Genomic DNA, 21,112 nt, shown 5'->3' on the forward strand with positions numbered 1-21,112 from the left:
CAGAGCAAAAAAAGGCTACAATGAAACGCTATCCTACAAAAAAGATATTTGTCGGTGATGTGGCTGTGGGTGGGGACGCTCCGATATCGGTGCAGTCGATGACATTTAGCAAAACTGCAGATGTGGAAGCCACGGTCGAGCAAATAAACAGACTCCATTTTGCCGGGGCAGATATCGTTCGAGTAGCAGTACCGGAAGAAGAGGATGCAAGAGCGCTCAAAGAGATCAAAGAGCGGACCTCTTTACCTCTTGTGGCAGATATTCATTTTAACTATCGTTTAGCGCTCATTGCAGCCGAAGTGGTTGACTGCATACGGATCAATCCTGGAAATATCGGCAGCAAAGAGCGGATAAAAGAGGTAGTAAAAGCTTGTAAAGAGCGAAATATCCCCATTCGAATCGGAGTGAATGCGGGAAGCCTTGAAAAAGAGATCGAAGCAAAATACGGGGCTACCAGTGAAGCGATGGTACAAAGTGCTTTGTATCATATTAAGCTGTTGGAAGATCTTGACTTTACAGATATCAAAGTGAGTATGAAAGCAAGTGATGTAGAACGGACTGTGGAGGCGTATAGAAAACTTCGTCCACTTGTTCCCTATCCCTTTCATCTTGGAGTGACAGAAGCCGGAACTGTCTTTCATGCGACGATTAAATCTGCTATCGGAATAGGTGCGTTACTCTTAGATGGAATCGGTGATACGATTCGCGTCTCTATTACGGGAGAACTGGAAAAGGAGATCGAAGTAGGCAGGGCCATCATCAAAGATGCAGGGCGAGCCAGTGAAGGGCTCAATATCATCAGCTGTCCTACATGTGGACGAATCGAAGCAGACCTTGTCAAGGCGGTCGCCGAAGTTGAAGAAAAAACAAAACATATCAAAACGCCTCTCAATGTTTCTGTGATGGGATGCGTGGTCAACGCTATCGGAGAAGCAAAACACGCCGACGTAGCGATTGCCTATGGCAAAGGGAGCGGTCTTATCATGGTCAAAGGTGAAGTTGTCGCCAAACTGCCTGAAAACAAACTGGTGGATCGATTTTTGCAAGAGGTGCAAAAGTTGGCAAAGGAGAAAGAGTAGTTTATGGAAGCACATCTATACAATCTCAATATCGAACGTTCAGTCCTTAGCTCCATTTTGTTTGATCCGGCCATATTTGAAGATGTGGCTGCAAGACTCACCCCTAACGATTTTTACCATCCCTTTCATAAAAATCTTTTTGCAGCGATGGAGGAGCTTGCCAAAGAAGACCAGCCGATCGATGAAGAGTTTTTGAAAGAGAAACTGGAACTCAAAAAGCAGTTTGATGAAGCCGCATTTTTAGAAGTTTTGGCCGCCAATCCGCTGAGTGCCAATGTAAGTGCATATGTGGAGGAGATCAAAGATAAAGCGGTCAAACGAGATCTTGTCCATTTGACGACAGAGATCAAAAAGATTACAGTCGAGCAGGACTTGCCTGTTGAAGATGTGATTGATGTAATTCAGTCAAAACTCTATAAGATCACAACCCAGACCAGTTCACAAGATTTCAAAGACTCGACGCAGGTTATGAAAGATACTTTGAAGCATCTTTTGAAGATGAAAGAGAAAGGCAACTCCATTCTCATAGGCCTTGATACCGGGTTTCATGAACTCAACCTCAAAACGGCGGGTTTTTCTCCAGGAGATCTGATCATTATCGCTGCACGACCATCCATGGGGAAAACCGCTTTTAGTCTCAATATCGCTCAATCTGTACTTGACCAAAATAAGGGAGTAGTTTTCTTCTCACTTGAGATGCCGGCTGAACAGCTGATGCTTCGGATGCTCAGCGCCAAAGCGGCCATTCCCCTGCAGCGGCTTCGTGTGGGAAATCTCAACGATATCGAGTGGAGCGAGATCAGCAGGCTCAGTGATTACTATGATAAACGAAAACTTTTCATCGATGATGAAGGGAACCTCAATGTTCATCAGCTTCGGGCAAAACTTCGTAAACTCAAATCCCAGCATCCAGAAATCGAACTTGCCGTTATCGACTATTTGCAACTTATGAGTGGAAGCTCGAACAAAGATAGACATCTTGAGATCAGTGAAATCAGCAGAAGTCTCAAGATGCTGGCCAGAGAACTCGAAATCCCTATCATCGCGCTTTCTCAGCTCAACAGATCTTTGGAGAGCAGGACGGATAAACGACCAATGCTAAGTGATTTGCGAGAATCTGGTGCGATCGAACAGGATGCTGATGTGATTTTGTTTGTATATAGAGATGATGTGTATAAGCTTAAAGAGGCTAAGGAAAAAGCGAAAGAGGCTGCCAAAGAGGGAAGACAGGTGAATGTAAACTTTGAAGAGAAGCGTGTAGAGGAAGCTGAGATTATCATAGGTAAACAAAGAAACGGCCCGACGGGTGTTGTGAAGCTCTATTTTCACAAAGAGTATGTCAAGTTTGCTGAAGAGGCAGCCGAGACGGTGCGAGAGTATGAGATGAAAGAGTCCAATATCGAAATCCCTCCTATTTGATGATTGCTCCCGTTCCTCTCTTTGTCAACAAGAAAGAGCGTGTGACACTCTTTATAGCTTTATTGCTACTATTTTCTTTTCAACTTTTTTCGCTTTATAAAGAATATCAAGCTTTTTTCGATTCTTCAAAGCATTTTACGAAAGCTACAGTGCTCAACCAGTATCAAAAACGAAGACACTGGGTTTTGAAGATGCAAGATAGCAATGGAAACAGATTTTATACTACAAGTGCAGAAGATCTGAAAGATTTGCGTGGTCGAAGGGTTGCTCTGCTTGTTTTTCGTTCAAAACATAAGCCATCTTTTTGGGACTTTTTACAAGGATTTTACGCTCCGAGCTATATTCTGCGTGTTTTGCCAGCAGATTCGCTGAAAGAGAAGTTACAAAGATGTATCGCTTCTCAGCACACTAATCCATTCTTTCAAGAACTTTTCAGTGCCCTTTTTCTGGCAACTCCTATGAAAAAGGAGTTTCGTGATAAAATCGCAAACTTTTCCATCAGCCATCTTGTTGCAATCAGTGGATTTCACCTTGGATTGATTGTTGCAGTTATTACATTTGTTTTTTCTATACTCCTTAAATCATTGTGGCAGCGCTTTTATCCCTATAAAAACCTGTATACGTATGCTTTTTCTTTTGCAATCTTTGTAGCAATTTCCTATACTCTCTTTTTAGGTGCGATTCCATCACTCATTCGGTCCTTGTGTATGCTCCTCTTTGGATTTTTTCTCTATTCGAGGCATATGAAGATTCTCAGTTTTGAGACGCTTTTATGGGTAGTGTTGATTCTTATAGCGATTTTTCCCAAATTTTTGTTTTCGGTAGGCTTTTGGCTTTCAGTTAGTGGCGTATTTTATATCTATCTTTTTTTGCACCATTTTCGTTTTTCTAAAATAGCGATCTTTGTTTTGATCCATTTTTGGATGTATATAGTTATGATGCCTTTGTCACTCTTCATCTTTCACCATTTTAGTTTGATGCAGCTTTTTGCACCATTTTTGAGTATGTGTTTTGTTCTTTTTTATCCGGTAGAACTTTTACTTCATGTTGTGGGATTCGGTGGAATGTTGGATGAAATACTTGGATTTTTACACAGTACGCATACTGTTATGAAGATAGATTTTCCATTGTGGCTGCTACTTTTGCATATCCTCAATTCTTTCTTGGCTATCTGGTACAGATGGGCAGTTGTCCTGGTTGTGGCCATTCCTGTTATATTTTTGATTTATCATATAGCATAGTTTCAAACCGTACAAAAAGATCTGCCATGAGATATAAATCCACAAAAAGAAAAACAAAATTGTGCTGAAAGAACCATACAGGGTTGCATAGGTTTTGCTGTAAATTACATAATAGACAAAAAGATTTTTACCGATATCCCATACAAGAGATGCTATAAAAGAGGAATAAAAAGCCGCTTTTGGATGGATCCATGTAGTGGAAGAGATTTTATAGGTGATAAAAAAGATCGCCCAGATGATAAGATAGGGAAAGATTGAGAGAAAATCGATCCAGTTAGTGTATTCGTAGCTGTTGAGTGTATGCTGGATTTTTGTAGAGAGATAAAATGAAAGCGCTAATCCGATAGGAGCGAGTGTCATTAGCGTCCAATAGGTGGTTATAGAGTCCCAAAAGCTTCTGGGGCTTGTTTTAAAGATCTTGTTGACAATGTATTCGTAATTTTGAAAAAACATAATGGAAGCAAAGAGAACAAAAACAAATCCAATGATGCCAAGTTTTGAGCTGTTTTGTAAAAAGGTGTCCAGGTAAGTTGAAAGGGTTTCTTGTTGAGTCGGAATGAGACTGGTAAAGATAAAGTGTTTCAATTTTTCATAATACTCAGAAAAGCTGGGGAGTTTCGTAAATATCGTAAAAAAAACCAAAAGCAAAGGAACGATAGAAAAGATGGTATAAAAACTAAGCGATGCGGCATACAGACCGATATCTGGATCATAAAAGGTTTTAATCAACTCTTTTAATCTGTTCAACTGTTATCCTTGGGATAGGTGATTAGGAACACATTCCCGATTCCTAATTTCCGATGTTATTTGTCGATGCATTCCTTTGCTTTCGTCAGTGTCAAACCCGCTTTAAGTGTCAGGCGACAAGCAGTTGTCGTTTGCTTGGGCCCGCTCGCTTCGCTCACTCTTTCAGTACCCTGAGTTTGTCGGTGCATTCACTTCGTTCTGCACATCGTCAAACCCGCTTTGACTGTCAGACGACAAGCAGTTGTCGTTTGCTTGACGGTCAAAGCCCCATTTTTCCGGGGTTGAGGATATTGTTTGGATCAAAAGCCTTTTTGATGGCTCGAAAGAGATTCATCTCCTCTTGGGTAAACGCCATCTTCATAAATGGGGCTTTTGATAGGCCAATTCCGTGTTCACCGCTCAGTGTTCCACCGATTTCGATCGTCTTTTCAAAAATCTCTTCGATGGCTTTATAACCGATCTCTACCTGTTTTGGATCGCTGCCATCCACCATAACGTTGGTGTGTACGTTGCCGTCTCCCGTATGACCAAAACAGGGGATTTTTACCCCGTACTTTTTGGATATGCGATCTACCTCTTCAAGATATCTTGGAAGCTCACTTCTTGGGACGGTTACATCTTCGTTGATCTTTTTGCTTCCGTAGATAGTGATGCTTTGACTGGCATTACGTCTAGCAAACCAGATATCAGCTGCCTCTTTCTCATCTTTTGCGATACGAAACTCTGTTGCACCGTTTTCTTTGAAAAACTTTTCAAGGAGTCCTATTTGATAGTCAATCTCTTCTTCTACGTTTCCGTCAATATCGCTGATCAAAATTGCTCCGGCATCGACCGGCAATCCTTTATGGAATTTCTCTTCTACCGCACGAATTGTGAGATTATCCAAAAACTCCATCGCAACTGGATTGGCTCCGCCGGCGAGTGATTTGTAAACGGCATTCATCGCTTCTGTAACCGTTGGGAATACACCCATGACCGTTTTTGTCAAGCGAGGTTTGCTTAAAAGTCTGAGTGTGATTTCTGTGATAACGGCTAATGTTCCTTCACTTGCCACTAAGATACCGGCGATATTGTACCCTGCTACATCTTTGATCGTTTTCTTTCCAGCTCGAATGATGTCTCCGTTTGGCAAGACTGCCCGCAGTGCCATAACGTAATCTTTTGTGATGCCGTACTTTGCCGCTCGCATACCCCCGGCATTTTCGGCAACATTGCCTCCGATTGTGGAGTAGTCCTGGCTTGCCGGATCTGGCGGATAGAAAAGTCCAAGCTTTTCCACCTCTTTTTGCAGCACTTTGTTGATTACGCCTGGCTGTACGACGGCTACCATGTTTTTGGTATCAATCTCCAAAATTTTGTTCATATGTTTTTCCACAGCCAGTACCACGCCTCCACCAACAGGGAGTGCACCACCGGTAAACCCACTTCCAGCACCTCTTGGAACTACCGGGATTTTGTGTTCATTGCAGTATTTCAGTACTTTACTGACATCCGCTTCATCTTTTGGGAAAACGACAACATCAGGTTTGAAATGCTCTCTTGTTGCATCATAGGAGTATGCCAGACGATGAGGCTTATCGCTTTTGACATTCTCTTTGCCTACAAGGTTTTCAAGGGCCTGGATATGCTCTTTGACAACCATCATTGCACCACCAAAGATCGATAGTATGCATTGTAGTCATTTATTTCGCTGCTTCCAAAAAAGTTAAAAATGGAAGTCTCCACTTTTCCTATTCGGGAATAAAATGGTGTGTTGATTTTTTGTGGTGATGTTGATAGCTTGACAGATTGTAATGACTGCATTGTGTAGCAGTCCGTTTTGTGGATTGTGTTATCAAAGACGATATAGACCACTCCCACGGCATATTTGTTACAAAACTGTTTAAAATCCTCTTTTGTCGGTGCAGGTTCTTTATTTTTTGAAAGTTCGGCTAAGAAAAGGTCTGGATGGAGCAATTGAGTATTTGTATCGATTTTTGATTGCGCAGCCTGAAATGTAAGAAGATCAGGTGCAACGATCGTCGCTCTATCATAAAGATAACCCAAAATCACCTCGTCACCAGGTTTCGGTGTCAGTTTTGGTTTTGGTAAAGAGTCCTGTTTTAAAGCATCGTATATCATAAAGCGTACTTTGCCATTTCCCTCGTATACCGCTCTTGCAACGATTGTAGAATGGGTCGCATCATAGTGGTGTACCACAATTCCGCTCATTCCTTTTTGTGCTTCAACAGGTTTGATAACCGCTTCATTTTCCGATACGGAAAGAATCTGCGATTTTGTCTGGGCAAAGAGCACGAAAGGCAGCATCAAAAATATCAAAAAACGTATCACGCATCATCTCCTTTTTCATTTCAATGTCTCATATAATAGCGATAGTTACCTTATAAAGTTGTAAGAAGAGTGAGAAAAGTAGCATATTTTTAAGTCTGTTTTAGATAAAATGAGACCCTTATTTATGAGTCGGAGGCTTCATGCGATATTTCATTCTCATACTATTTTTTCTTGGCATTTCTTTTGGTGCAGTTGTTGAAAAAAAGGTGTGGCAGAGTGGGGATACACTGCTTGGGTATTTGATTAAACATAATATTCCGACAAAGCTCTATTACGATCTTGATGATGAAGAGAAAGAGCTGACCGGAGAAATAAGAGCAGGTGTCACCTATTATCGGGTGATGGATTACGGAAACAAGAAAGAGACCAATGCAACTGCTCGAAATGGGCAGATTTTACACTTGCTAATTCCTGTAAATGAAGAGTTGCAGATCCATGTTTTCAAAGATGGTGACAAATATCGTTTTGAACTGATACCTATCCATTACCAAAAAATTGAAGACGGATTTTCTTTGGAACTGGATTGCTCACCATATATTGCGATCAAAAAAGCAACAGAAGGAAATGACCGGCTTGCCGGAGAGTTTGTTCGGGCATTTCGAAATGCTCCTATCGATTTTTGTAGAAACATTCACTCTGGGGACAAGCTGGCGATTTTATATGAGCAAAAGTTTAGACTCGGTGATTTTTTCGGTATGCCAAGGATCAAAGCGGGAGTGGTGGAAGCTTTGGGCAAAAAGTACTATGTGTTCAATTATCAAGAGCGTTACTACGATGAAAAAGGAAGAGAACTTGAGACCTTTTTCCTTATCCGTCCAGTACGCCATGCAAGGATAACCTCTCGATTTACCCGAAAACGGTGGCATCCGATTTTACACAAATACAGGGCACATCTGGGTGTCGATTTTGGTGCACCAAGAGGAACGCATGTTTATGCAGCCGGGAATGGCCGAGTCATTTTTTCCGGAAGAAAAGGTGGATATGGCAATGTGATCATTATCGCCCATGCGGATGGATATAGAACATTGTATGCGCACTTGCAAAAACGACTTGTTCGAAGAGGCAGGCGCGTCAAACAGGGTTCTTTAATAGGTCTCGTGGGGTCCACTGGACTCAGTACAGGTCCGCATCTGCATTTTGGACTCTATAAAAACGGTCGGGCCATCAATCCTTTAAGTGTGGTCAAAATTACAAAAAGCAAATTGAAGGGCAAACGACTGAAAATGTTTAGAGCAATGACGAAGCGATATAAAAATGAGCTTGAAAAACTCATACAGAGTCAAAAACAGCCACTGACTATACGTGTGACGCATGAGATGATGGAGTATTTTAAAGGAGGGGAAGATGGAAAAGGTGGAATTGATCAAAATAGGACAAATTCTTCAAACGGAGCTTAAAACAAAGAAGATTTCTCTTCATCCCAGTGAAATAGCAGCATATCTCAAATACCTCGCTACAGAGGATCCGGATGAATTTAATGCAATCCTCCGCCAGCTTCCCGAAGAAGTACTTGGCGAGGTTTTGTTGGAACTTCCTGAATCAATCAAAGATGAGGCGATTGAAAGCCTTTCTGTTAAAAAATTGGCGAAGGCGATAGAGGAACTTGATAGTGACGATGCGGTTGATTTAGTTAAAGATATTGAAGATATTGATGAAACTTTAGAAAAGCAGGTCCTTGATAATATTGATAAAGAGTATAAAGAGGAGATTGAGGAGCTCAGTGCATACGATGAGGAGACTGCCGGTGCCTATATGCAAACGGAAGTTTTTAAAGCGTATGAAGAAGAAAGAGTAGCAGATGCGATTGAGCGTCTTCGTAAACTAAAAGATGAAGGAGAACTCTCCAATATCCACCAGGTATATGTGGTGGACAAAGAGGGGGTTCTCAAAGCTGTCATTCCTCTTGAAGATTTGATTCTTTATGATTTTAATGAACGCTTTAGCGATATTATTCATGAAAAACGGTATGAGCCAATTGCAGTTCATGCAGACGAATCAGTTGCAGATCTAATTAAAAAATTTGAGGATTACAATCTTTCAGTTGTGGCGGTTGTGGATGAGAAAGGAAGACTGCTTGGACGTATCACTTCAGACGATGTAATCGATTTGATCGAAGAACAAGCTACCGAACAGATCTATAACCTAGCGGGTGTTGAAGATGAGGTTGAAGAAGAGGGGGATATCAAAGAAGTAACCAAAAAAAGAGCCTGGTGGCTTTTTATCAATCTTGGTACGGCGATTCTTGCTTCGTTTGTGATCGGTCTATTTGATGAGACGATACAAAAGTACGTGGCACTGGCGGTTTTGATGCCGATTGTTGCTTCTATGGGGGGCAATGCAGGGACGCAGACACTGACGGTTGTGGTTCGAAAACTTGCTCTTGGAGAGATTGACTGGCAAAACGCGAAAAAAGCACTGATTCATGAAACGGTGATATCTTTGATAAATGGTGCAATCTTTGCAGTAGTCATGGGTGTGATAGCTTGGGTTTGGTTTCATGATCATCTGTTAGGGGTAGTGATAGCACTTGCTATGGTGATCAATCTTTTGGCTGCTGGATTCTTTGGTGCAGTGATACCGCTTTTTTTGAAAAAAATTGGGCAAGATCCAGCCGTTGGAAGCAGTGTTCTTTTGACCACTGTAACCGACGTTGTAGGTTTCTTTGCCTTTTTGGGATTAGCAAAAGCGATGTTGGTGCACTGATATGATTAAACGAATAGAACCCTTGAAAGATCCAAAATTTATCCATCCGGTAAAAATCATCTATGATAGGGATGGGGAAGAGCTGTCTTGGGAGGCAGTGAAAGCGCATGACAGTGTGGCTGTTTTACTGTATCATTCCAAAAAAGAGGCTTTTGTGCTGGTAAAACAGTTTCGACCGGCTCTTTATATGCAGCATGGCTACCCTTATAGCTTTGAGTTGTGTGCCGGCATCGTGGATAAAAAGAAGAGTTTGGAAGAGATAGCCAAAGAGGAGATAATTGAAGAGACAGGCTATCAAGCACAATCGTTAGAAAAGATCACCTCTTTTTACACTTCTGTAGGATTTGCTGGATCCAAACAGACTCTTTTTTATGCTGAAGTAGAACAAAAAGTGAGTGAAGGTGGAGGGATAGAGGACGAGAAGATAGAAGTAGTTTATCTACCCCTCAATGAAGCAAAAGCATTTATGTATGATGAGTCCAAACCAAAAACGCCTGGACTTCTTTTTGCCTTTTGCTGGTGGTTTGAACAACATAAAGAGTATTAAATTGATAGTTTTAGTCAAATCTATTGACAGTGAGTTTAGAAAAACGCTCTACATACTCCCAAAATGCTTTTTTTAACGCTTCGTCTATCTCAAGCTCTTCCAGGGCTTCACGCATGGTGCCAAGCCACTCGATCCTTGCTTTTTCATCGATACTGAAGTTTTTATGAAACTCCACCATATATTCATTCAGATCCTCTTCATCGGCTTCGTATAGTTTCGGTCCGCCACATATGGCAATAAAAAAGAGCGTATTTTTCTCTTTGACCTTCGCAAACTCCTCTTCATCTTGAGGAAAAAAGTGTGCGATGTTGCTTTCATAAATTTTATCATAGAAGTTATACATAAAATCTCTCATACCATCTACTCCTCCAACAGCTTCGAAAAAAGCTTTGGGAGGATTGCTAAACGTTACGCATTCGCCTTTTTTTGTCGCAGTTATCTCAAATTTCATCGCAATACCTTTTTAATAAACATTGATACGCATCAATCCTTCGATCTCGCAAAAATGGCCAGATATCTCTGACTGCTTTTATTCGATCCATATCAAGAGTTACCTCCAAAATCTCTTCTTGGTTACTGCCGGCTCGAGCTAACAACTCCCCTTGGGGACCACAGATAAAACTGTTTCCCCAAAATCGAATGCCTTGCAAACATCCTGTTTCATCCTTTTCAAATCCCACACGATTGACCGCTACAAGCGGTAATCCATTGGCAATCGCATGAGCCCGTTGTACCGTTATCCATGCATCGAGTTGGCGGTTTTTTTCTTCTTCGCTATCTTCATCAAACCATCCAATAGCCGTTGGATAGATAAGAATCTGCGCTCCCTTTAAGGCCATGATTCTTGCAGCTTCTGGATACCATTGATCCCAGCATACCAGCACGCCAAGTCTGCCCACAGATGTATCAATCGGTTCAAATCCAAGATCACCCGGTGTAAAGTAGAACTTCTCATAAAATCCAGGATCGTCTGGAATGTGCATTTTACGATATTTTCCTGCCAATTTTCCTTTATCGAAAACGACTGCTGTGTTGTGATAGAGTCCTGGAGCTCGCATCTCAAAAAGAGATGTGACAAGGACAATCTTCTTTTCTTTACTGACGTTTTGCCAAAAAACTATGTCTTTTTCAAAATCTTTTGCCAAATCGAAAAATTGTGTTGCTTCACTTTGACAAAAGTAAGGGCCTTGGTGGAGCTCTTGTAAGACCACAAGTTCAGCATCAGCTTGGTCTATCATTTCACATGTTCTTTGGATGGTGGTCTCTTTGGTACCGTGAAATTTTTGCTGGATACAAGCTATTTTCATCGTCTGACCTTTATGAAAGTTCCAAGATAAAAAGCGGATGCAATCAAAATGATGGAAGCGGTTGCAGAGATATTGAGATAGTAGGCTGCTATCAGTCCAAGAAGCATCATGATAAATGCTAAACATCCTGACATGATCATCATGGAAGTGATATTTTTGGTATATTTTTCAGCAATATAGGGAGGAATGCTAAAAAGTGCGATGACAAGGATAAGTCCAATGGATCGGATACTCATGACGATCGTTAAAGCGATGAGTATGAGTGTAGCAGTATGTAAAGTTTTTACTCTTATGCCGCGTAATATAGCAAACTCTTTATCATATGCCACCAATAAAAGTTGGTGTAAAAAGAGCAGCACAAAGAGTGTCGAGACAATATCGACTCCAAGCATAAACCACAAATCGCTTCTTGGAACCATCAAAATATCTCCAAAAAGATATCCCAAAAGATCCACATGGTATCCTGGAGTCAGATCACTAAAGATGATACCGATGCTCATGCCAGTAGCCCAGATGACTCCAATGGAGATATCTTGGCGCTGGGGATGGGTATAGGAGATATAGGCAAGAAGCAGCGCCAAAGCAAGAGCAAAAAGAGTGGCTCCAAAAAGAATGGATATTCCAAAATAAAGCGCTATTCCAATCCCTCCGTAACTACCGTGTGCAATGCTTGCAGCAAGATAGTTGTAGCGGTTGATGAGCATCAAAGACCCAATGGTGGCAATAGCGATGCTTATGAGCAATGAAGCGACAATCGAGTTGGAAAAAAACTCTAAAAATTCACCCATTGCAGCTCCTATAGAGCTCTTCAAGGAGTTCCATTTCGCAAAAATGGCCATCTTTTTTATCGATATTCAGCGGGATATTGGTATGTTCATACAGTTTTCTGTTGACATACAGGACTCTTTGAACACCTTCCAAAAGGATGTTGATATCGTGACTGACGACGATTCGGGTAAGATTCAGATTTTTTAAAAGATGATAAATCTCTTTTTGCGATTGCAGATCCACTGAAGCGGTCGGCTCATCCAAGATCAAAATTTTCGGATCACTGATGATGGCTCTAGCAAGCAGTACTCTTTGGCGCTGACCACCCGAGAGTTGGGAAATCTTTTTTTCAATGATATGTTCAATACCGAGTTTCCTTGTGACATTTCCGAGTGCTTCATAATCTTTTTGATCAAAACGGAGTCTGTTTGCTTGCAGTCTTCCTTGCAAAATGACCTCTTTGGCAAGCAATGGAATATCGAGATTGAAGTTGATATGTTGGGGAAGGTATCCGATGAGGCTGCTTACTTTTTGTGGTGGCTGACCAAAAATATGTACGCTGCCTTTTGTAGGTTGGAGCAGACCCAAAATGAGTTTCACGAGGGTTGTTTTGCCGCCTCCGTTTGGCCCTATGATAGCGATATATTCATTTTCTTCGATTGAAACAGTTATATCTTCCAAAACATACTCGTTTTGGTAGCGAAACCAAAGATGTTCAATCTCAATGGCTTTGCGCAATCGCTTTTCCTATTGCTATGATATTTGTATCCCACTCATATGCCAAAGGATCGATCACAACTATCTTTGCATTGAGCTTCTTTGCCAAGAATTTGGCACTTCTTTTGGGAAACTGCGGCTCTATGAAAATCATTTTGATATGCAGCTCTTTAGCTCTTTTTGCAATCTCCATTAAGTGTGCGATCTTTGGTTCTTTTCCCTCTTCTTCGATCGCCATTTGATGTAAACCGTATACTTTTGCAAAATAGCCTAAAGAAGGGTGGAAGATTAAAAATGTTTTATGCGAGCTCTTTTGTAGCATTTTAAATAGCCGCATATCGATCTTTGCTATTTTGTCTATAAATCTTACGAAATTTTTTTGATACAGATTGCATTGTTTTGTATCGAGTGCACAAAGTTCTTGCAATGTTCTTCTGGCAATCAACTGCATATATGGAGGTGCAAGCCAAATATGAGGATCGTGACCATCTGTGTGGTGATGCTCATGGTGGTGCGCTTTCATAGGAAATCTGTGGAGATACTCTCCCATATCGACAATTTTTAGATTTGGATTGATTGCTTTAAATTTTTTTAGCCATCTCTTTTCAAAAGGCACACCGATGGTAAAATAGCATGTTGCTTTTTTGATGAGCATTGCCTGGGAAGGCTTGAGGGAAAATGTAGCCGGAGATGCTCCTTTTGGAATAAGGACAGAAACATTGAACGAATCTGGCGCCAATGTATCAACGATATATTTTTGAGGCAGTATAGAAACAAGGATTGTCTCTTTTGCACTTAAAACTAAAGTGAGAAAAAATATAGCTATTATTGCTCTCATGCTGTTCCTTTGTCCAAAATTATATCAAAAGAGATTCATGCAGCTGCAATGGATCGATCCATGCTGGCGAATAAGCACACTTGCATCGAGACCTATGACGTCTCTATCTGGAAATAATGAGCGAAAGAGACTCAGAGCTGCTTCGTCGTTGCTGTCTTGATAGGTTGGAACAATAATGGCATTGTTGATGAAAACAAAGTTTGCATAACTTGCCGGAAGACGCTCACCATCGTAATATTTTGGTTCTATCCAGGGAAGCGGAATGGTTTTGAGTCCAAAATTTTGTAGCTGCTGTTTCATCTTTTGCAGTGCTTCATAGTGAATATCCTTTGGATCGTCACATTCCACATAGACCACTGTATCAGGAGAAATAAAGCGAGCAAGCATATCGATATGGCCGTCCGTATCATCTCCTTCTAAAAAGCCGTGATTTAGCCAAAAAATTGTTTCAACTCCAAGTGTCGTTTTCAGATACGTTTCAATCTCATCTTGCGTCATGTACGGGTTTCTGTTTGCTTCCAAAAGGCACGATGTTGTTGTAAGTAATAGCCCTTTGCCATTGGAATCGATACTGCCTCCCTCCAGTACAAAGCCTATCTTTTTGGTGTTGAAAATTTTTCGATTGAGAAGATTGTCATAATTTGCTGGGTATTTGAGCCCCCAGCCGTTGAATGTAAAATCAAGAAGTTTGGGTCTATCATTTTCAAATATTGTGATAGGTCCAAAATCACGCACCCATGTATCGTTTGTCTGGGCTTTAAAGATTTTTATATCATGCTTTGTTGGAGGAAAGCTAAGATCTTCTTGGCTAATTAGATAGACATCTTGATAGTGAGTAACAATAGAGATAAATTCATTAAAAAAATCTCTTGCTTCTTCAAGATATGGAGACCAGTCACTCTCTTCATGAGGATATGCTACCAAAAGAGCCTTCTGTCTTTCCCATTCCGCAGGCAGTTTCATATGAAGCCTTTTTGATTGTTATGGTATCGAAAAATGGTAAGATATTAGAAATTCCTTATATGTGTTAAATGTGTTGTTCTAAAAAAAGGAATGAAATGACGTTTGAAGAGCTTTGGAAAATTTTATCATCAGAAATTGTAAAAAGGATAAACAATCATAACGGATTAGGGTATTTTGCAAAAAATAGAGCAAAATTTGAAGGATGGTTGAAGGTGGAAATTTGCGATATTTTATCGAAATATACGACTGACATTGTGCCTGAAAAAGATAGAATTGATATTGTTTTTGATAATTGGGCTTTGGAACTCAAAACAGCAAATACAAATTACCACTATAATGATGTTGTAAATAAAACAAGGCCAATTACCAAAAACATTCAAAGTATAATTAAAGATATAAAAGATTTAAGAAAAAATAGTACCTATATACACAAAGCAGTACTTTTTATTGTTTTTCCTTTATCAAAAGAGGTAGAATATTGGGATAGGCACATTTTGAAAATAGAAAATGAACTGCAAGAGTTAAGAGAAAAAGAGTTTCGATTTAAAAATGCAATCCCAGCGATTTTGTATTGCGGTCTGGTTTAGTTTGAAGATGGGATTTGCAATTTCTAATAGATAACATTACTCATTTTGCTACAATTCCTTATGGCATATGTAAAACTAAGTGAAAAAGCGCTCAAACACAATCTAGAGACTATATCCAAAAAAGCCGGTGGTACCGAAAAAATAGCTGCTGTTTTGAAAGACAATGCCTATGGGCACGGTATAGAGGAATTTGGAAAAAAGATCAGCAGGCTTGGTATCAAAAAAGCGGTGGTGCGTACGCACGTAGAGGCACTCAAAATAGCTGACTTTTTCCCCTACATTCTTATTCTCTCTGATGTTCCCCGTCATGATGCTTTTCATTATGCCATCAATGATTTGGATACATTGCAGGTATTGGAACCAGGGACGAAGGTCCATCTGAAAGTCGATACCGGAATGCATAGAAACGGTATCGCTTTAGAGGAGATTGAAAAGGCATTTGAGCTATTACAAAAAAACAGAGCTCATTTGACAGGAGTGTTCACCCATTTTAGAAGTGCAGATGAGTTAAGTAGTGAACTCTTTTGGCAAAATGAGCTTTGGCAGTATGCGAAAAAGAAAGTTATACAGCTCATCAAAAAAAACAGGGTGTCAAAACCGCTCTTTCATGCTGTAAACAGTGCAGCTCTGTTTCGATTGGGATGTGAGGATGATTTTGCACGAGTCGGGATAGCATTGTACGGATATACAGAATTGGATCCACTGTATGACCCTCCTGTGTTAGAGCCGGTTGCATCACTTTGGGCTAAAAAAATTGTTTCAAGAAGACTGAAAAAGGGTGAGCGAGTCGGATATGGTGGCATATACGAAGCTAAGGAGGATATGGTTATCAGTACCTATGACGCAGGCTATGCAGACGGAATTTTTCGCTTCCAAAAAGAGATTGAAGATGGGAAAATTTTAGGAAGAGTGAGCATGGACTCCATCCTCTTGGAAGGAGAGGAAAAAGAGATTTGTATCTTTAGTGACGCTAAAAAGATGGCCCATGCATTAGGGACGATTAGCTACGAACTTCTTGTGAAAATGCCGGCTCATCTTAGTCGCAATTGGGTTGATTAGTTAAAAATACCCCATCGATTCCGGCCTCAATCGCTTTTTCGATCAATCTTTCATCCATCAAAGCGATCACCTTGGCATCGAAAAGATAATTTTCCGCTATCTTTTGCACTTTTTTCGCTAGATCAAATGGACATAGTAGAAAAGAGGCGTGCAGTGCATTTGCATAGACCGCCTCTTTTATATTTGCTATCTCCACAGCAACTTGTATTCCATTTTTTTGACAATAGCGTAACATCTCAAAATCAAATGCAAAGCGTACAATGCTGTTTGGCGGTGTTGAGGCTATTTGCTCTTTGTTTTCAACTAGATGAAATGAAGGAGCCGGAATCTTGGGATGACCAAATATCAGCATCATTTTGCTCCTGCACACTCTTTTGAGCAGTAATATTTGCCATTTTTAATGATCGCTTCTTTGTTGCTTACATATGTTCCACATGTGTCGCACTCAACCATCGTATCTGTCTCTTTATCATGGGTAATTGGCTTTTTCTTGATAAAGAAGTAATAGATTCCGCCGATAACTGCTGCAAGAAGTAAAATTTTAAATAACATCGTCTCCCTTTAGTAGTAGATATTTTCTTTTTCCTCGCTCAAATATAGAGTAGTGGTCCATTCCTTCCAGTTCACTTTTAAGATTTTCGCCCTTGTAAAAGAGAAGCGTTGTCGAGGGTGTGATGAATGGTCTACTTAGTTCAATTAGATCTTTCGTTTTCATCACAGCCCGTGAAGTGATAAGATCCATAGGGATTGCTTCGATCTCTTCCGCTCTTTTTTTATAGACTTCCACGTTATCTAAAGAAAGGATCGATTTCATATAGTGTAGGAAACTAGCCCGTTTTTGTCTTGGTTCAGTAAGAATCCACTGTGTCTTTGGCATCGCAATGGCCAAAACGAGTCCGGGGAAACCGGCTCCTGTACCGATATCAAGGGCATTTTGTATGGTATCTGGTAGAAATTGCAGTGCAAAGAGGGTATCTTCGATATTTTCTTGCACCTCCTCTTCGCTCTTTGCCCCTGTGAGGTTGTGAATCTTGTTCCATTCCAGAAGTTTTTGGGTAAAAACATTGAGTTTTTCTTCGGTACTCATCAAAGCATATGTCCCATTTTCTCTTTTTTTGTCTTCAAGTAGGCTTCATTGTGAGGATTTGGTGAAACCTTGATAGGTATGCGTTCAACGATCTCTACATTTTTCAAACTTTCAATTTTTTTAGGATTGTTTGTCAAAAGCCGTATTTGATCAATTCCATAAAAATCGAGGATAAACTCGACCATCTCATAAGTCCTCTCATCTGCAGAAAATCCAAGTTGATGGTTTGCTTCGATTGTATCATACCCTTTATCCTGCAATGCATAGGCATTGACTTTATTCAAAAGGCCGATATTGCGTCCTTCTTGTCTGAGATAGATAAGCATTCCGCCATGTTGTGCGATGTAGTTGAGGGCAAAATGCAGCTGTTCTCCGCAGTCGCACTTTTTGCTTCCAAGAGTGTCACCTGTAAGACATTCGGAATGGACACGAACCACTGGGGCTTTTCCAAGAGGCTCTTTGATCATGACAAGATGTTCTTTACACCCTTGGGCAAAACATTGGATTTTAAAATCCCCATAGCTTGTAGGGAGGTTGGCGACTTCACTGACTTTTATATCCATTTTCCTCTTCTTTTGGTAAAATAGCCTAACTTTGCTCAAATTATATCAAAAGGCTTTCCATGTTTAAACGTTTTCGAAGACTCAGGCTCAATCCTGTATTGAGAAACCTTGTGCAAGAGACGAGATTGAGTGCAAATGATTTTATCTATCCGTTATTTGTTCGAAGTGGAGAAGGGATCAAAAAAGAGGTGGACTCGATGCCCGGAGTCTACCAAATGAGTATTGATGAAGTGGTAAAAGAGTGTGAAGAGCTGAAAAAACTTAGGCTCTATGCAATTATTTTGTTTGGTATTCCTGATGTCAAAGACAGTGTAGGAAGTGAAGCACTTTGTGAGTCAGGAATCATTGCGCGTGCTATCAAAGCGATTAAAGAAGCACATCCTGACATGTTTGTTGTGACAGATCTTTGTTTTTGCGAATATACCGATCATGGTCATTGTGGAGTACTCGATCCAAAACTGCAAACAGTGGACAATGATGCAACTCTTGAGTTGTTAGCGAAACAAGCGGTAGTTCATGCAAAAGCAGGCAGCGATATGATCGCGCCAAGCGGAATGATGGATGGAATGATTGCCGCTATTAGAGCCGGACTTGATGCAGCGGGATTCAGTCATATTCCTATTATGAGCTATTCGACAAAGTTTGCCAGTGCCTACTACGGACCGTTTCGTGATGTGGCAGAGTCTGCTCCAAGTTTTGGGGATAGAAGAAGCTATCAGATGAATCCTGCAAACAGGCGCGAAGCGATTTTGGAAAGCATAGAGGATGAGACAGAAGGTGCAGATATTTTGATGGTAAAACCTGCGTTAGCATATCTGGATATTGTTCGGGATATCAGGGAGGCTTCGATGCTTCCGCTGGCTGTTTATAATGTTAGCGGGGAGTATTCGATGCTGAAGATGGCTGCTCGAGCAGGAGTAATTGATTATGAAAAGGTGATGATGGAGACGCTTCTTGGTTTTAAACGCGCAGGTGCAGATATTATCATCACCTACCATGCGAAAGAGGCAGCAAAACTGCTATAATTATTTTTTTAATTTCCCGGCAAGGACAGGTCTTGAGACACTTTTTAACACTGAAAGATTTTACAAAAGAAGAGATTTTGGAGATGATCGAACTGGCCCGTTCGATCAAAGCCGAGACTAAGCGAAGAGAGTTTGTGCCCTATTTGGAAAACAAAACATTAGCGATGATTTTTGAAAAAAGTTCAACTCGAACGAGAGTCAGTTTTGAAGTTGGAATATATCAACTTGGCGGAATCGGGCTTTTTTTGAGTAAAAACGATATCCAGCTTGGTCGTGGTGAGCCTATGAAAGATACGGCTCGTGTGGTAAGTCGCATGTGCGATATGGTGATGATACGAACCTATGAACAAAGCAAACTGGAAGAGTTTGCCGCTTTTAGTCAAGTTCCTGTCATTAACGGTCTGACAAACGAGTACCATCCAGTTCAGTTGATGGCCGATTATTTGACGATGATAGAATATGGAAAAGCGGATAATCCTGTTGTTGCTTATGTGGGCGATGGAAACAATATGGCCCACTCCTGGCTCATGTTGGCCGGTAAACTTGGATTTACCCTCCGCATAGCCACGCCCAAAGGGTATGAGCCGGATCCAAATATTGTAGAAGAAGCACAGCGTTTTGCTAAAGAGAGCGGTGCGACGATCGAGCTTATGCACGATCCGAAAGCGGCGGTCAAAGATTCCGATGTAGTAACGACAGATACATGGATAAGCATGGGCCAGGAAGAGGAAAAAGAGAAAAGAGTTAAAGATTTTAAAGGATTTCAAGTCGATACAGCGCTTATGTCCTTGGCAAAAGAGGATGCCATATTTTTACACTGTTTGCCAGCATACAGGGGATATGAAGTCTCTGAGGAGGTATTTGAAGCACACGCCGATGAGATTTTCGATGAGGCTGAAAACAGACTCCACGCCCAAAAGGGAATCATGGTTTGGCTTGATAGAAAAAGGGGTGAATCGTGCGATATTTTTTGATTGTTTTACTTGCCTTTCCTCTTTTTGCCGCCAATATCAGTAAGAGATATATGGTTGCCAATAACTGTATAGGCTGCCATAAATGGGTAGTGGACAAATGGAAAACCTCTTGGCACTCACGATCACACTACTCAAAAGACCCGCTTTACAAAGCAACGTTGCAGTATATGTCCAAAAAACTGCATCGTCCATTGGAAGCGATAGAGATCAAATGTGCACAGTGCCACAATCCTCGAATGGATGTGAAAAGAATGAGTGAGGATGAAATCATCTCCAGAGCGGTTGGAATCGGTGATAAAAAAACAGACGAAGCGATCAATGCAGCCTATGTGAAAGATGGAATCAACTGTATCGTCTGTCACAATATCAAAGAGATCAAAGAGAGCCACGATCCTGACAAACGAGGATATAAAAGTATCGTGTGGGGACCGAATGATACGATGGTGGGACCGTTTGCTGATGCAAAATCACCATATCATAAAACAATGCAAGCAGATCATTTCCTTCACCCCAACAAGCTCTGTTTTGTGTGCCACTACAATGGCCGCAACAAATACCATAAACTGGTCTATGAAACGGGAATGGAGTATGAACACTCAGGTTCGACAAAACAGTGTGTCGAGTGTCATATGAGCGAAAAAAGAGAGCGTCGCTTGGCAAATATCGTAGTCAACGGATCATTGCCGAAGATCAGAGCTGTACGTGACCATCTTTTTATGGGTGCGAGAAACGGCGATATTTTACAAAAAGCTCTTGATGTCAAAGCTTCTGTAAGCAATGGACAGCTAACAATCCATTTGATCAATAGAACACCCCACCGTGTTCCGACAGGTTTTGCGGGAAGAATGATCGTCATTGAGGCCCACTTTGGCAATACTCTGAAAAAAAAGATGATTAAAACAGAGTATCACGACAGAAAAGGGAGGATAACGGTTCCGTATCTGGGTAAGAAAAAAGTATTTGACAATAGAATCTTGCCAAACGAAGACAGAGTTGTTACGTTTGATATCCCTTCGAACCATTCGCAGGAGATTTTGATCAAAATCTATTACCGATTGATCAATGACGATCTTGAAAAAAAATTGAAAGTGAAAGATCCTATTTTTCATAAAAACTATCCTATCGCCAATTTGAAACTCAAGATATAATGGAGGAGA

At 40.8% G+C, this 21,112-nt stretch carries 24 protein-coding genes; 11 read left to right on the forward strand and 13 right to left on the reverse strand.

What is annotated here, in order from left to right; all coding sequences use genetic code 11:
* The first annotated feature begins 20 nt into the window (after positions 1 to 20).
* From ispG to JG735_RS02105, 3 genes are read left to right on the forward strand one after another with little or no spacing between them, the layout of a single operon-like run.
* Positions 21 to 1,079: a flavodoxin-dependent (E)-4-hydroxy-3-methylbut-2-enyl-diphosphate synthase gene (ispG, locus tag JG735_RS02095; RefSeq protein ID WP_201335194.1), complete on the forward strand. Its 1,059-nt coding sequence runs from the start codon at positions 21 to 23 to the stop codon at positions 1,077 to 1,079.
* A gap of 3 nt (positions 1,080 to 1,082) precedes the next feature.
* On the forward strand, positions 1,083 to 2,498 hold the full coding sequence (locus tag JG735_RS02100) for a replicative DNA helicase (RefSeq protein ID WP_201335195.1): 1,416 nt from the start codon (positions 1,083 to 1,085) through the stop codon (positions 2,496 to 2,498).
* Between the two features lie 41 nt (positions 2,499 to 2,539).
* Positions 2,540 to 3,739 (forward strand): ComEC/Rec2 family competence protein, encoded by a 1,200-nt coding sequence (locus JG735_RS02105; protein WP_201335196.1) that lies wholly within the window; start codon positions 2,540 to 2,542, stop codon positions 3,737 to 3,739.
* On the opposite strand, the gene JG735_RS02110 is transcribed toward JG735_RS02105, so the two are convergent.
* From JG735_RS02110 to JG735_RS02120, 3 genes are all read right to left on the reverse strand, one after another.
* Positions 3,635 to 4,486: a YihY/virulence factor BrkB family protein gene (locus JG735_RS02110; RefSeq protein WP_201335197.1), complete on the reverse strand. Its 852-nt coding sequence runs from the start codon at positions 4,484 to 4,486 to the stop codon at positions 3,635 to 3,637. The two genes, JG735_RS02105 and JG735_RS02110, sit on opposite strands and share 105 nt — an antisense overlap.
* A 259-nt stretch (positions 4,487 to 4,745) precedes the next feature.
* Complete coding sequence (locus tag JG735_RS02115) at positions 4,746 to 6,128, reverse strand: FAD-linked oxidase C-terminal domain-containing protein (protein ID WP_201335708.1); 1,383 nt, start codon at positions 6,126 to 6,128, stop codon at positions 4,746 to 4,748.
* On the reverse strand, positions 6,128 to 6,817 hold the full coding sequence (locus JG735_RS02120) for a plasminogen-binding N-terminal domain-containing protein (RefSeq protein WP_201335198.1): 690 nt from the start codon (positions 6,815 to 6,817) through the stop codon (positions 6,128 to 6,130). Before JG735_RS02120 ends, JG735_RS02115 begins: the two co-directional genes overlap by 1 nt.
* A 140-nt stretch (positions 6,818 to 6,957) precedes the next feature.
* Between JG735_RS02120 and JG735_RS02125 the strand changes: the two genes are divergently transcribed.
* The 3 genes from JG735_RS02125 to JG735_RS02135 are packed head-to-tail and all read left to right on the forward strand — an operon-like array spanning position 6,958 to position 10,067.
* Positions 6,958 to 8,214 carry a peptidoglycan DD-metalloendopeptidase family protein gene (locus JG735_RS02125; RefSeq protein WP_201335199.1) on the forward strand — a complete coding sequence of 419 codons (1,257 nt, stop codon included), beginning with the start codon at positions 6,958 to 6,960 and terminating at the stop codon, positions 8,212 to 8,214.
* Complete coding sequence (gene mgtE / locus JG735_RS02130; protein WP_236584178.1) at positions 8,162 to 9,520, forward strand: magnesium transporter; 1,359 nt, start codon at positions 8,162 to 8,164, stop codon at positions 9,518 to 9,520. The genes JG735_RS02125 and mgtE overlap by 53 nt, the downstream gene beginning before the upstream one ends.
* Before the next feature lies 1 nt (position 9,521).
* On the forward strand, positions 9,522 to 10,067 hold the full coding sequence (locus JG735_RS02135) for an NUDIX domain-containing protein (RefSeq protein WP_201335200.1): 546 nt from the start codon (positions 9,522 to 9,524) through the stop codon (positions 10,065 to 10,067).
* Between the two features lie 10 nt (positions 10,068 to 10,077).
* Here JG735_RS02135 and JG735_RS02140 read toward each other — a convergent pair whose 3' ends face one another.
* From JG735_RS02140 to JG735_RS02165, 6 genes are read right to left on the reverse strand one after another with little or no spacing between them, the layout of a single operon-like run.
* Entirely contained in the window at positions 10,078 to 10,518 is a 441-nt protein-coding gene (locus JG735_RS02140) for a globin (protein ID WP_201335201.1), read from the reverse strand.
* Entirely contained in the window at positions 10,508 to 11,374 is an 867-nt protein-coding gene (locus JG735_RS02145; protein WP_201335202.1) for a carbon-nitrogen hydrolase, read from the reverse strand. Before JG735_RS02145 ends, JG735_RS02140 begins: the two co-directional genes overlap by 11 nt.
* On the reverse strand, positions 11,371 to 12,162 hold the full coding sequence (locus JG735_RS02150; protein WP_201335203.1) for a metal ABC transporter permease: 792 nt from the start codon (positions 12,160 to 12,162) through the stop codon (positions 11,371 to 11,373). Before JG735_RS02150 ends, JG735_RS02145 begins: the two co-directional genes overlap by 4 nt.
* Positions 12,155 to 12,880 carry a metal ABC transporter ATP-binding protein gene (locus tag JG735_RS02155; protein WP_201335204.1) on the reverse strand — a complete coding sequence of 242 codons (726 nt, stop codon included), beginning with the start codon at positions 12,878 to 12,880 and terminating at the stop codon, positions 12,155 to 12,157. Before JG735_RS02155 ends, JG735_RS02150 begins: the two co-directional genes overlap by 8 nt.
* Positions 12,864 to 13,697, reverse strand: coding sequence for a metal ABC transporter solute-binding protein, Zn/Mn family (locus JG735_RS02160; protein WP_201335205.1), 834 nt, complete (start codon positions 13,695 to 13,697; stop codon positions 12,864 to 12,866). Before JG735_RS02160 ends, JG735_RS02155 begins: the two co-directional genes overlap by 17 nt.
* Positions 13,698 to 13,721: 24 nt before the next feature.
* A complete protein-coding gene (locus tag JG735_RS02165) occupies positions 13,722 to 14,660 on the reverse strand; it encodes an agmatine deiminase family protein (protein ID WP_201335206.1) in 939 nt (312 codons plus the stop codon).
* A 95-nt stretch (positions 14,661 to 14,755) separates the two neighbouring features.
* On the opposite strand from JG735_RS02165, the gene JG735_RS02170 reads away from it, so the two are divergent.
* Positions 14,756 to 15,247 carry a hypothetical protein gene (locus tag JG735_RS02170; RefSeq protein WP_201335207.1) on the forward strand — a complete coding sequence of 164 codons (492 nt, stop codon included), beginning with the start codon at positions 14,756 to 14,758 and terminating at the stop codon, positions 15,245 to 15,247.
* Between the two features lie 60 nt (positions 15,248 to 15,307).
* Positions 15,308 to 16,306, forward strand: coding sequence for an alanine racemase (locus tag JG735_RS02175; RefSeq protein WP_201335208.1), 999 nt, complete (start codon positions 15,308 to 15,310; stop codon positions 16,304 to 16,306).
* On the opposite strand, the gene JG735_RS02180 is transcribed toward JG735_RS02175, so the two are convergent.
* From JG735_RS02180 to ribA, 4 genes are read right to left on the reverse strand one after another with little or no spacing between them, the layout of a single operon-like run.
* Complete coding sequence (locus JG735_RS02180; protein WP_201335209.1) at positions 16,284 to 16,661, reverse strand: hypothetical protein; 378 nt, start codon at positions 16,659 to 16,661, stop codon at positions 16,284 to 16,286. The two genes, JG735_RS02175 and JG735_RS02180, sit on opposite strands and share 23 nt — an antisense overlap.
* Positions 16,658 to 16,858: a PP0621 family protein gene (locus tag JG735_RS02185; RefSeq protein ID WP_201335210.1), complete on the reverse strand. Its 201-nt coding sequence runs from the start codon at positions 16,856 to 16,858 to the stop codon at positions 16,658 to 16,660. Before JG735_RS02185 ends, JG735_RS02180 begins: the two co-directional genes overlap by 4 nt.
* Positions 16,848 to 17,393, reverse strand: a complete 546-nt coding sequence (gene rsmG / locus JG735_RS02190) for a 16S rRNA (guanine(527)-N(7))-methyltransferase RsmG (protein WP_201335211.1) — start codon at positions 17,391 to 17,393, stop codon at positions 16,848 to 16,850. Before rsmG ends, JG735_RS02185 begins: the two co-directional genes overlap by 11 nt.
* Positions 17,393 to 17,956 carry a GTP cyclohydrolase II gene (ribA, locus tag JG735_RS02195; RefSeq protein ID WP_201335212.1) on the reverse strand — a complete coding sequence of 188 codons (564 nt, stop codon included), beginning with the start codon at positions 17,954 to 17,956 and terminating at the stop codon, positions 17,393 to 17,395. Before ribA ends, rsmG begins: the two co-directional genes overlap by 1 nt.
* 59 nt (positions 17,957 to 18,015) lie before the next feature.
* Between ribA and hemB the strand changes: the two genes are divergently transcribed.
* From hemB to JG735_RS02210, 3 genes are read left to right on the forward strand one after another with little or no spacing between them, the layout of a single operon-like run.
* Positions 18,016 to 18,981: a porphobilinogen synthase gene (gene hemB, locus JG735_RS02200; RefSeq protein WP_201335213.1), complete on the forward strand. Its 966-nt coding sequence runs from the start codon at positions 18,016 to 18,018 to the stop codon at positions 18,979 to 18,981.
* Between the two features lie 32 nt (positions 18,982 to 19,013).
* Positions 19,014 to 19,955 (forward strand): ornithine carbamoyltransferase, encoded by a 942-nt coding sequence (gene argF, locus JG735_RS02205; protein WP_201335214.1) that lies wholly within the window; start codon positions 19,014 to 19,016, stop codon positions 19,953 to 19,955.
* Positions 19,940 to 21,103: a multiheme c-type cytochrome gene (locus JG735_RS02210; RefSeq protein WP_201335215.1), complete on the forward strand. Its 1,164-nt coding sequence runs from the start codon at positions 19,940 to 19,942 to the stop codon at positions 21,101 to 21,103. Before argF ends, JG735_RS02210 begins: the two co-directional genes overlap by 16 nt.
* Positions 21,104 to 21,112: the final 9 nt, after the last annotated feature.

The sequence above is a fragment of the Nitratiruptor sp. YY08-10 genome, from assembly GCF_016629565.1.
In the GTDB taxonomy this organism is placed as follows: domain Bacteria; phylum Campylobacterota; class Campylobacteria; order Campylobacterales; family Nitratiruptoraceae; genus Nitratiruptor.

What these genes read in the sequence shown, in the direction of transcription:
- ispG (WP_201335194.1), top strand. Translation starts at nt 21, where the DNA reads ATGAAACGCTATCCTACAAAAAAGATATTTGTCGGTGATGTGGCTGTG.
- JG735_RS02180 (WP_201335209.1), bottom strand. Translation starts at nt 16,661, where the DNA reads ATGATGCTGATATTTGGTCATCCCAAGATTCCGGCTCCTTCATTTCAT.
- JG735_RS02115 (WP_201335708.1), bottom strand. Translation starts at nt 6,128, where the DNA reads ATGGTTGTCAAAGAGCATATCCAGGCCCTTGAAAACCTTGTAGGCAAA.
- ribA (WP_201335212.1), bottom strand. Translation starts at nt 17,956, where the DNA reads ATGGATATAAAAGTCAGTGAAGTCGCCAACCTCCCTACAAGCTATGGG.
- JG735_RS02145 (WP_201335202.1), bottom strand. Translation starts at nt 11,374, where the DNA reads ATGAAAATAGCTTGTATCCAGCAAAAATTTCACGGTACCAAAGAGACC.
- JG735_RS02135 (WP_201335200.1), top strand. Translation starts at nt 9,522, where the DNA reads ATGATTAAACGAATAGAACCCTTGAAAGATCCAAAATTTATCCATCCG.
- JG735_RS02140 (WP_201335201.1), bottom strand. Translation starts at nt 10,518, where the DNA reads ATGAAATTTGAGATAACTGCGACAAAAAAAGGCGAATGCGTAACGTTT.
- mgtE (WP_236584178.1), top strand. Translation starts at nt 8,162, where the DNA reads ATGGAAAAGGTGGAATTGATCAAAATAGGACAAATTCTTCAAACGGAG.
- JG735_RS02100 (WP_201335195.1), top strand. Translation starts at nt 1,083, where the DNA reads ATGGAAGCACATCTATACAATCTCAATATCGAACGTTCAGTCCTTAGC.
- JG735_RS02170 (WP_201335207.1), top strand. Translation starts at nt 14,756, where the DNA reads ATGACGTTTGAAGAGCTTTGGAAAATTTTATCATCAGAAATTGTAAAA.
- rsmG (WP_201335211.1), bottom strand. Translation starts at nt 17,393, where the DNA reads ATGAGTACCGAAGAAAAACTCAATGTTTTTACCCAAAAACTTCTGGAA.
- JG735_RS02175 (WP_201335208.1), top strand. Translation starts at nt 15,308, where the DNA reads ATGGCATATGTAAAACTAAGTGAAAAAGCGCTCAAACACAATCTAGAG.
- JG735_RS02160 (WP_201335205.1), bottom strand. Translation starts at nt 13,697, where the DNA reads ATGAGAGCAATAATAGCTATATTTTTTCTCACTTTAGTTTTAAGTGCA.
- JG735_RS02125 (WP_201335199.1), top strand. Translation starts at nt 6,958, where the DNA reads ATGCGATATTTCATTCTCATACTATTTTTTCTTGGCATTTCTTTTGGT.
- JG735_RS02165 (WP_201335206.1), bottom strand. Translation starts at nt 14,660, where the DNA reads ATGAAACTGCCTGCGGAATGGGAAAGACAGAAGGCTCTTTTGGTAGCA.
- hemB (WP_201335213.1), top strand. Translation starts at nt 18,016, where the DNA reads ATGTTTAAACGTTTTCGAAGACTCAGGCTCAATCCTGTATTGAGAAAC.
- JG735_RS02150 (WP_201335203.1), bottom strand. Translation starts at nt 12,162, where the DNA reads ATGGGTGAATTTTTAGAGTTTTTTTCCAACTCGATTGTCGCTTCATTG.
- JG735_RS02185 (WP_201335210.1), bottom strand. Translation starts at nt 16,858, where the DNA reads ATGTTATTTAAAATTTTACTTCTTGCAGCAGTTATCGGCGGAATCTAT.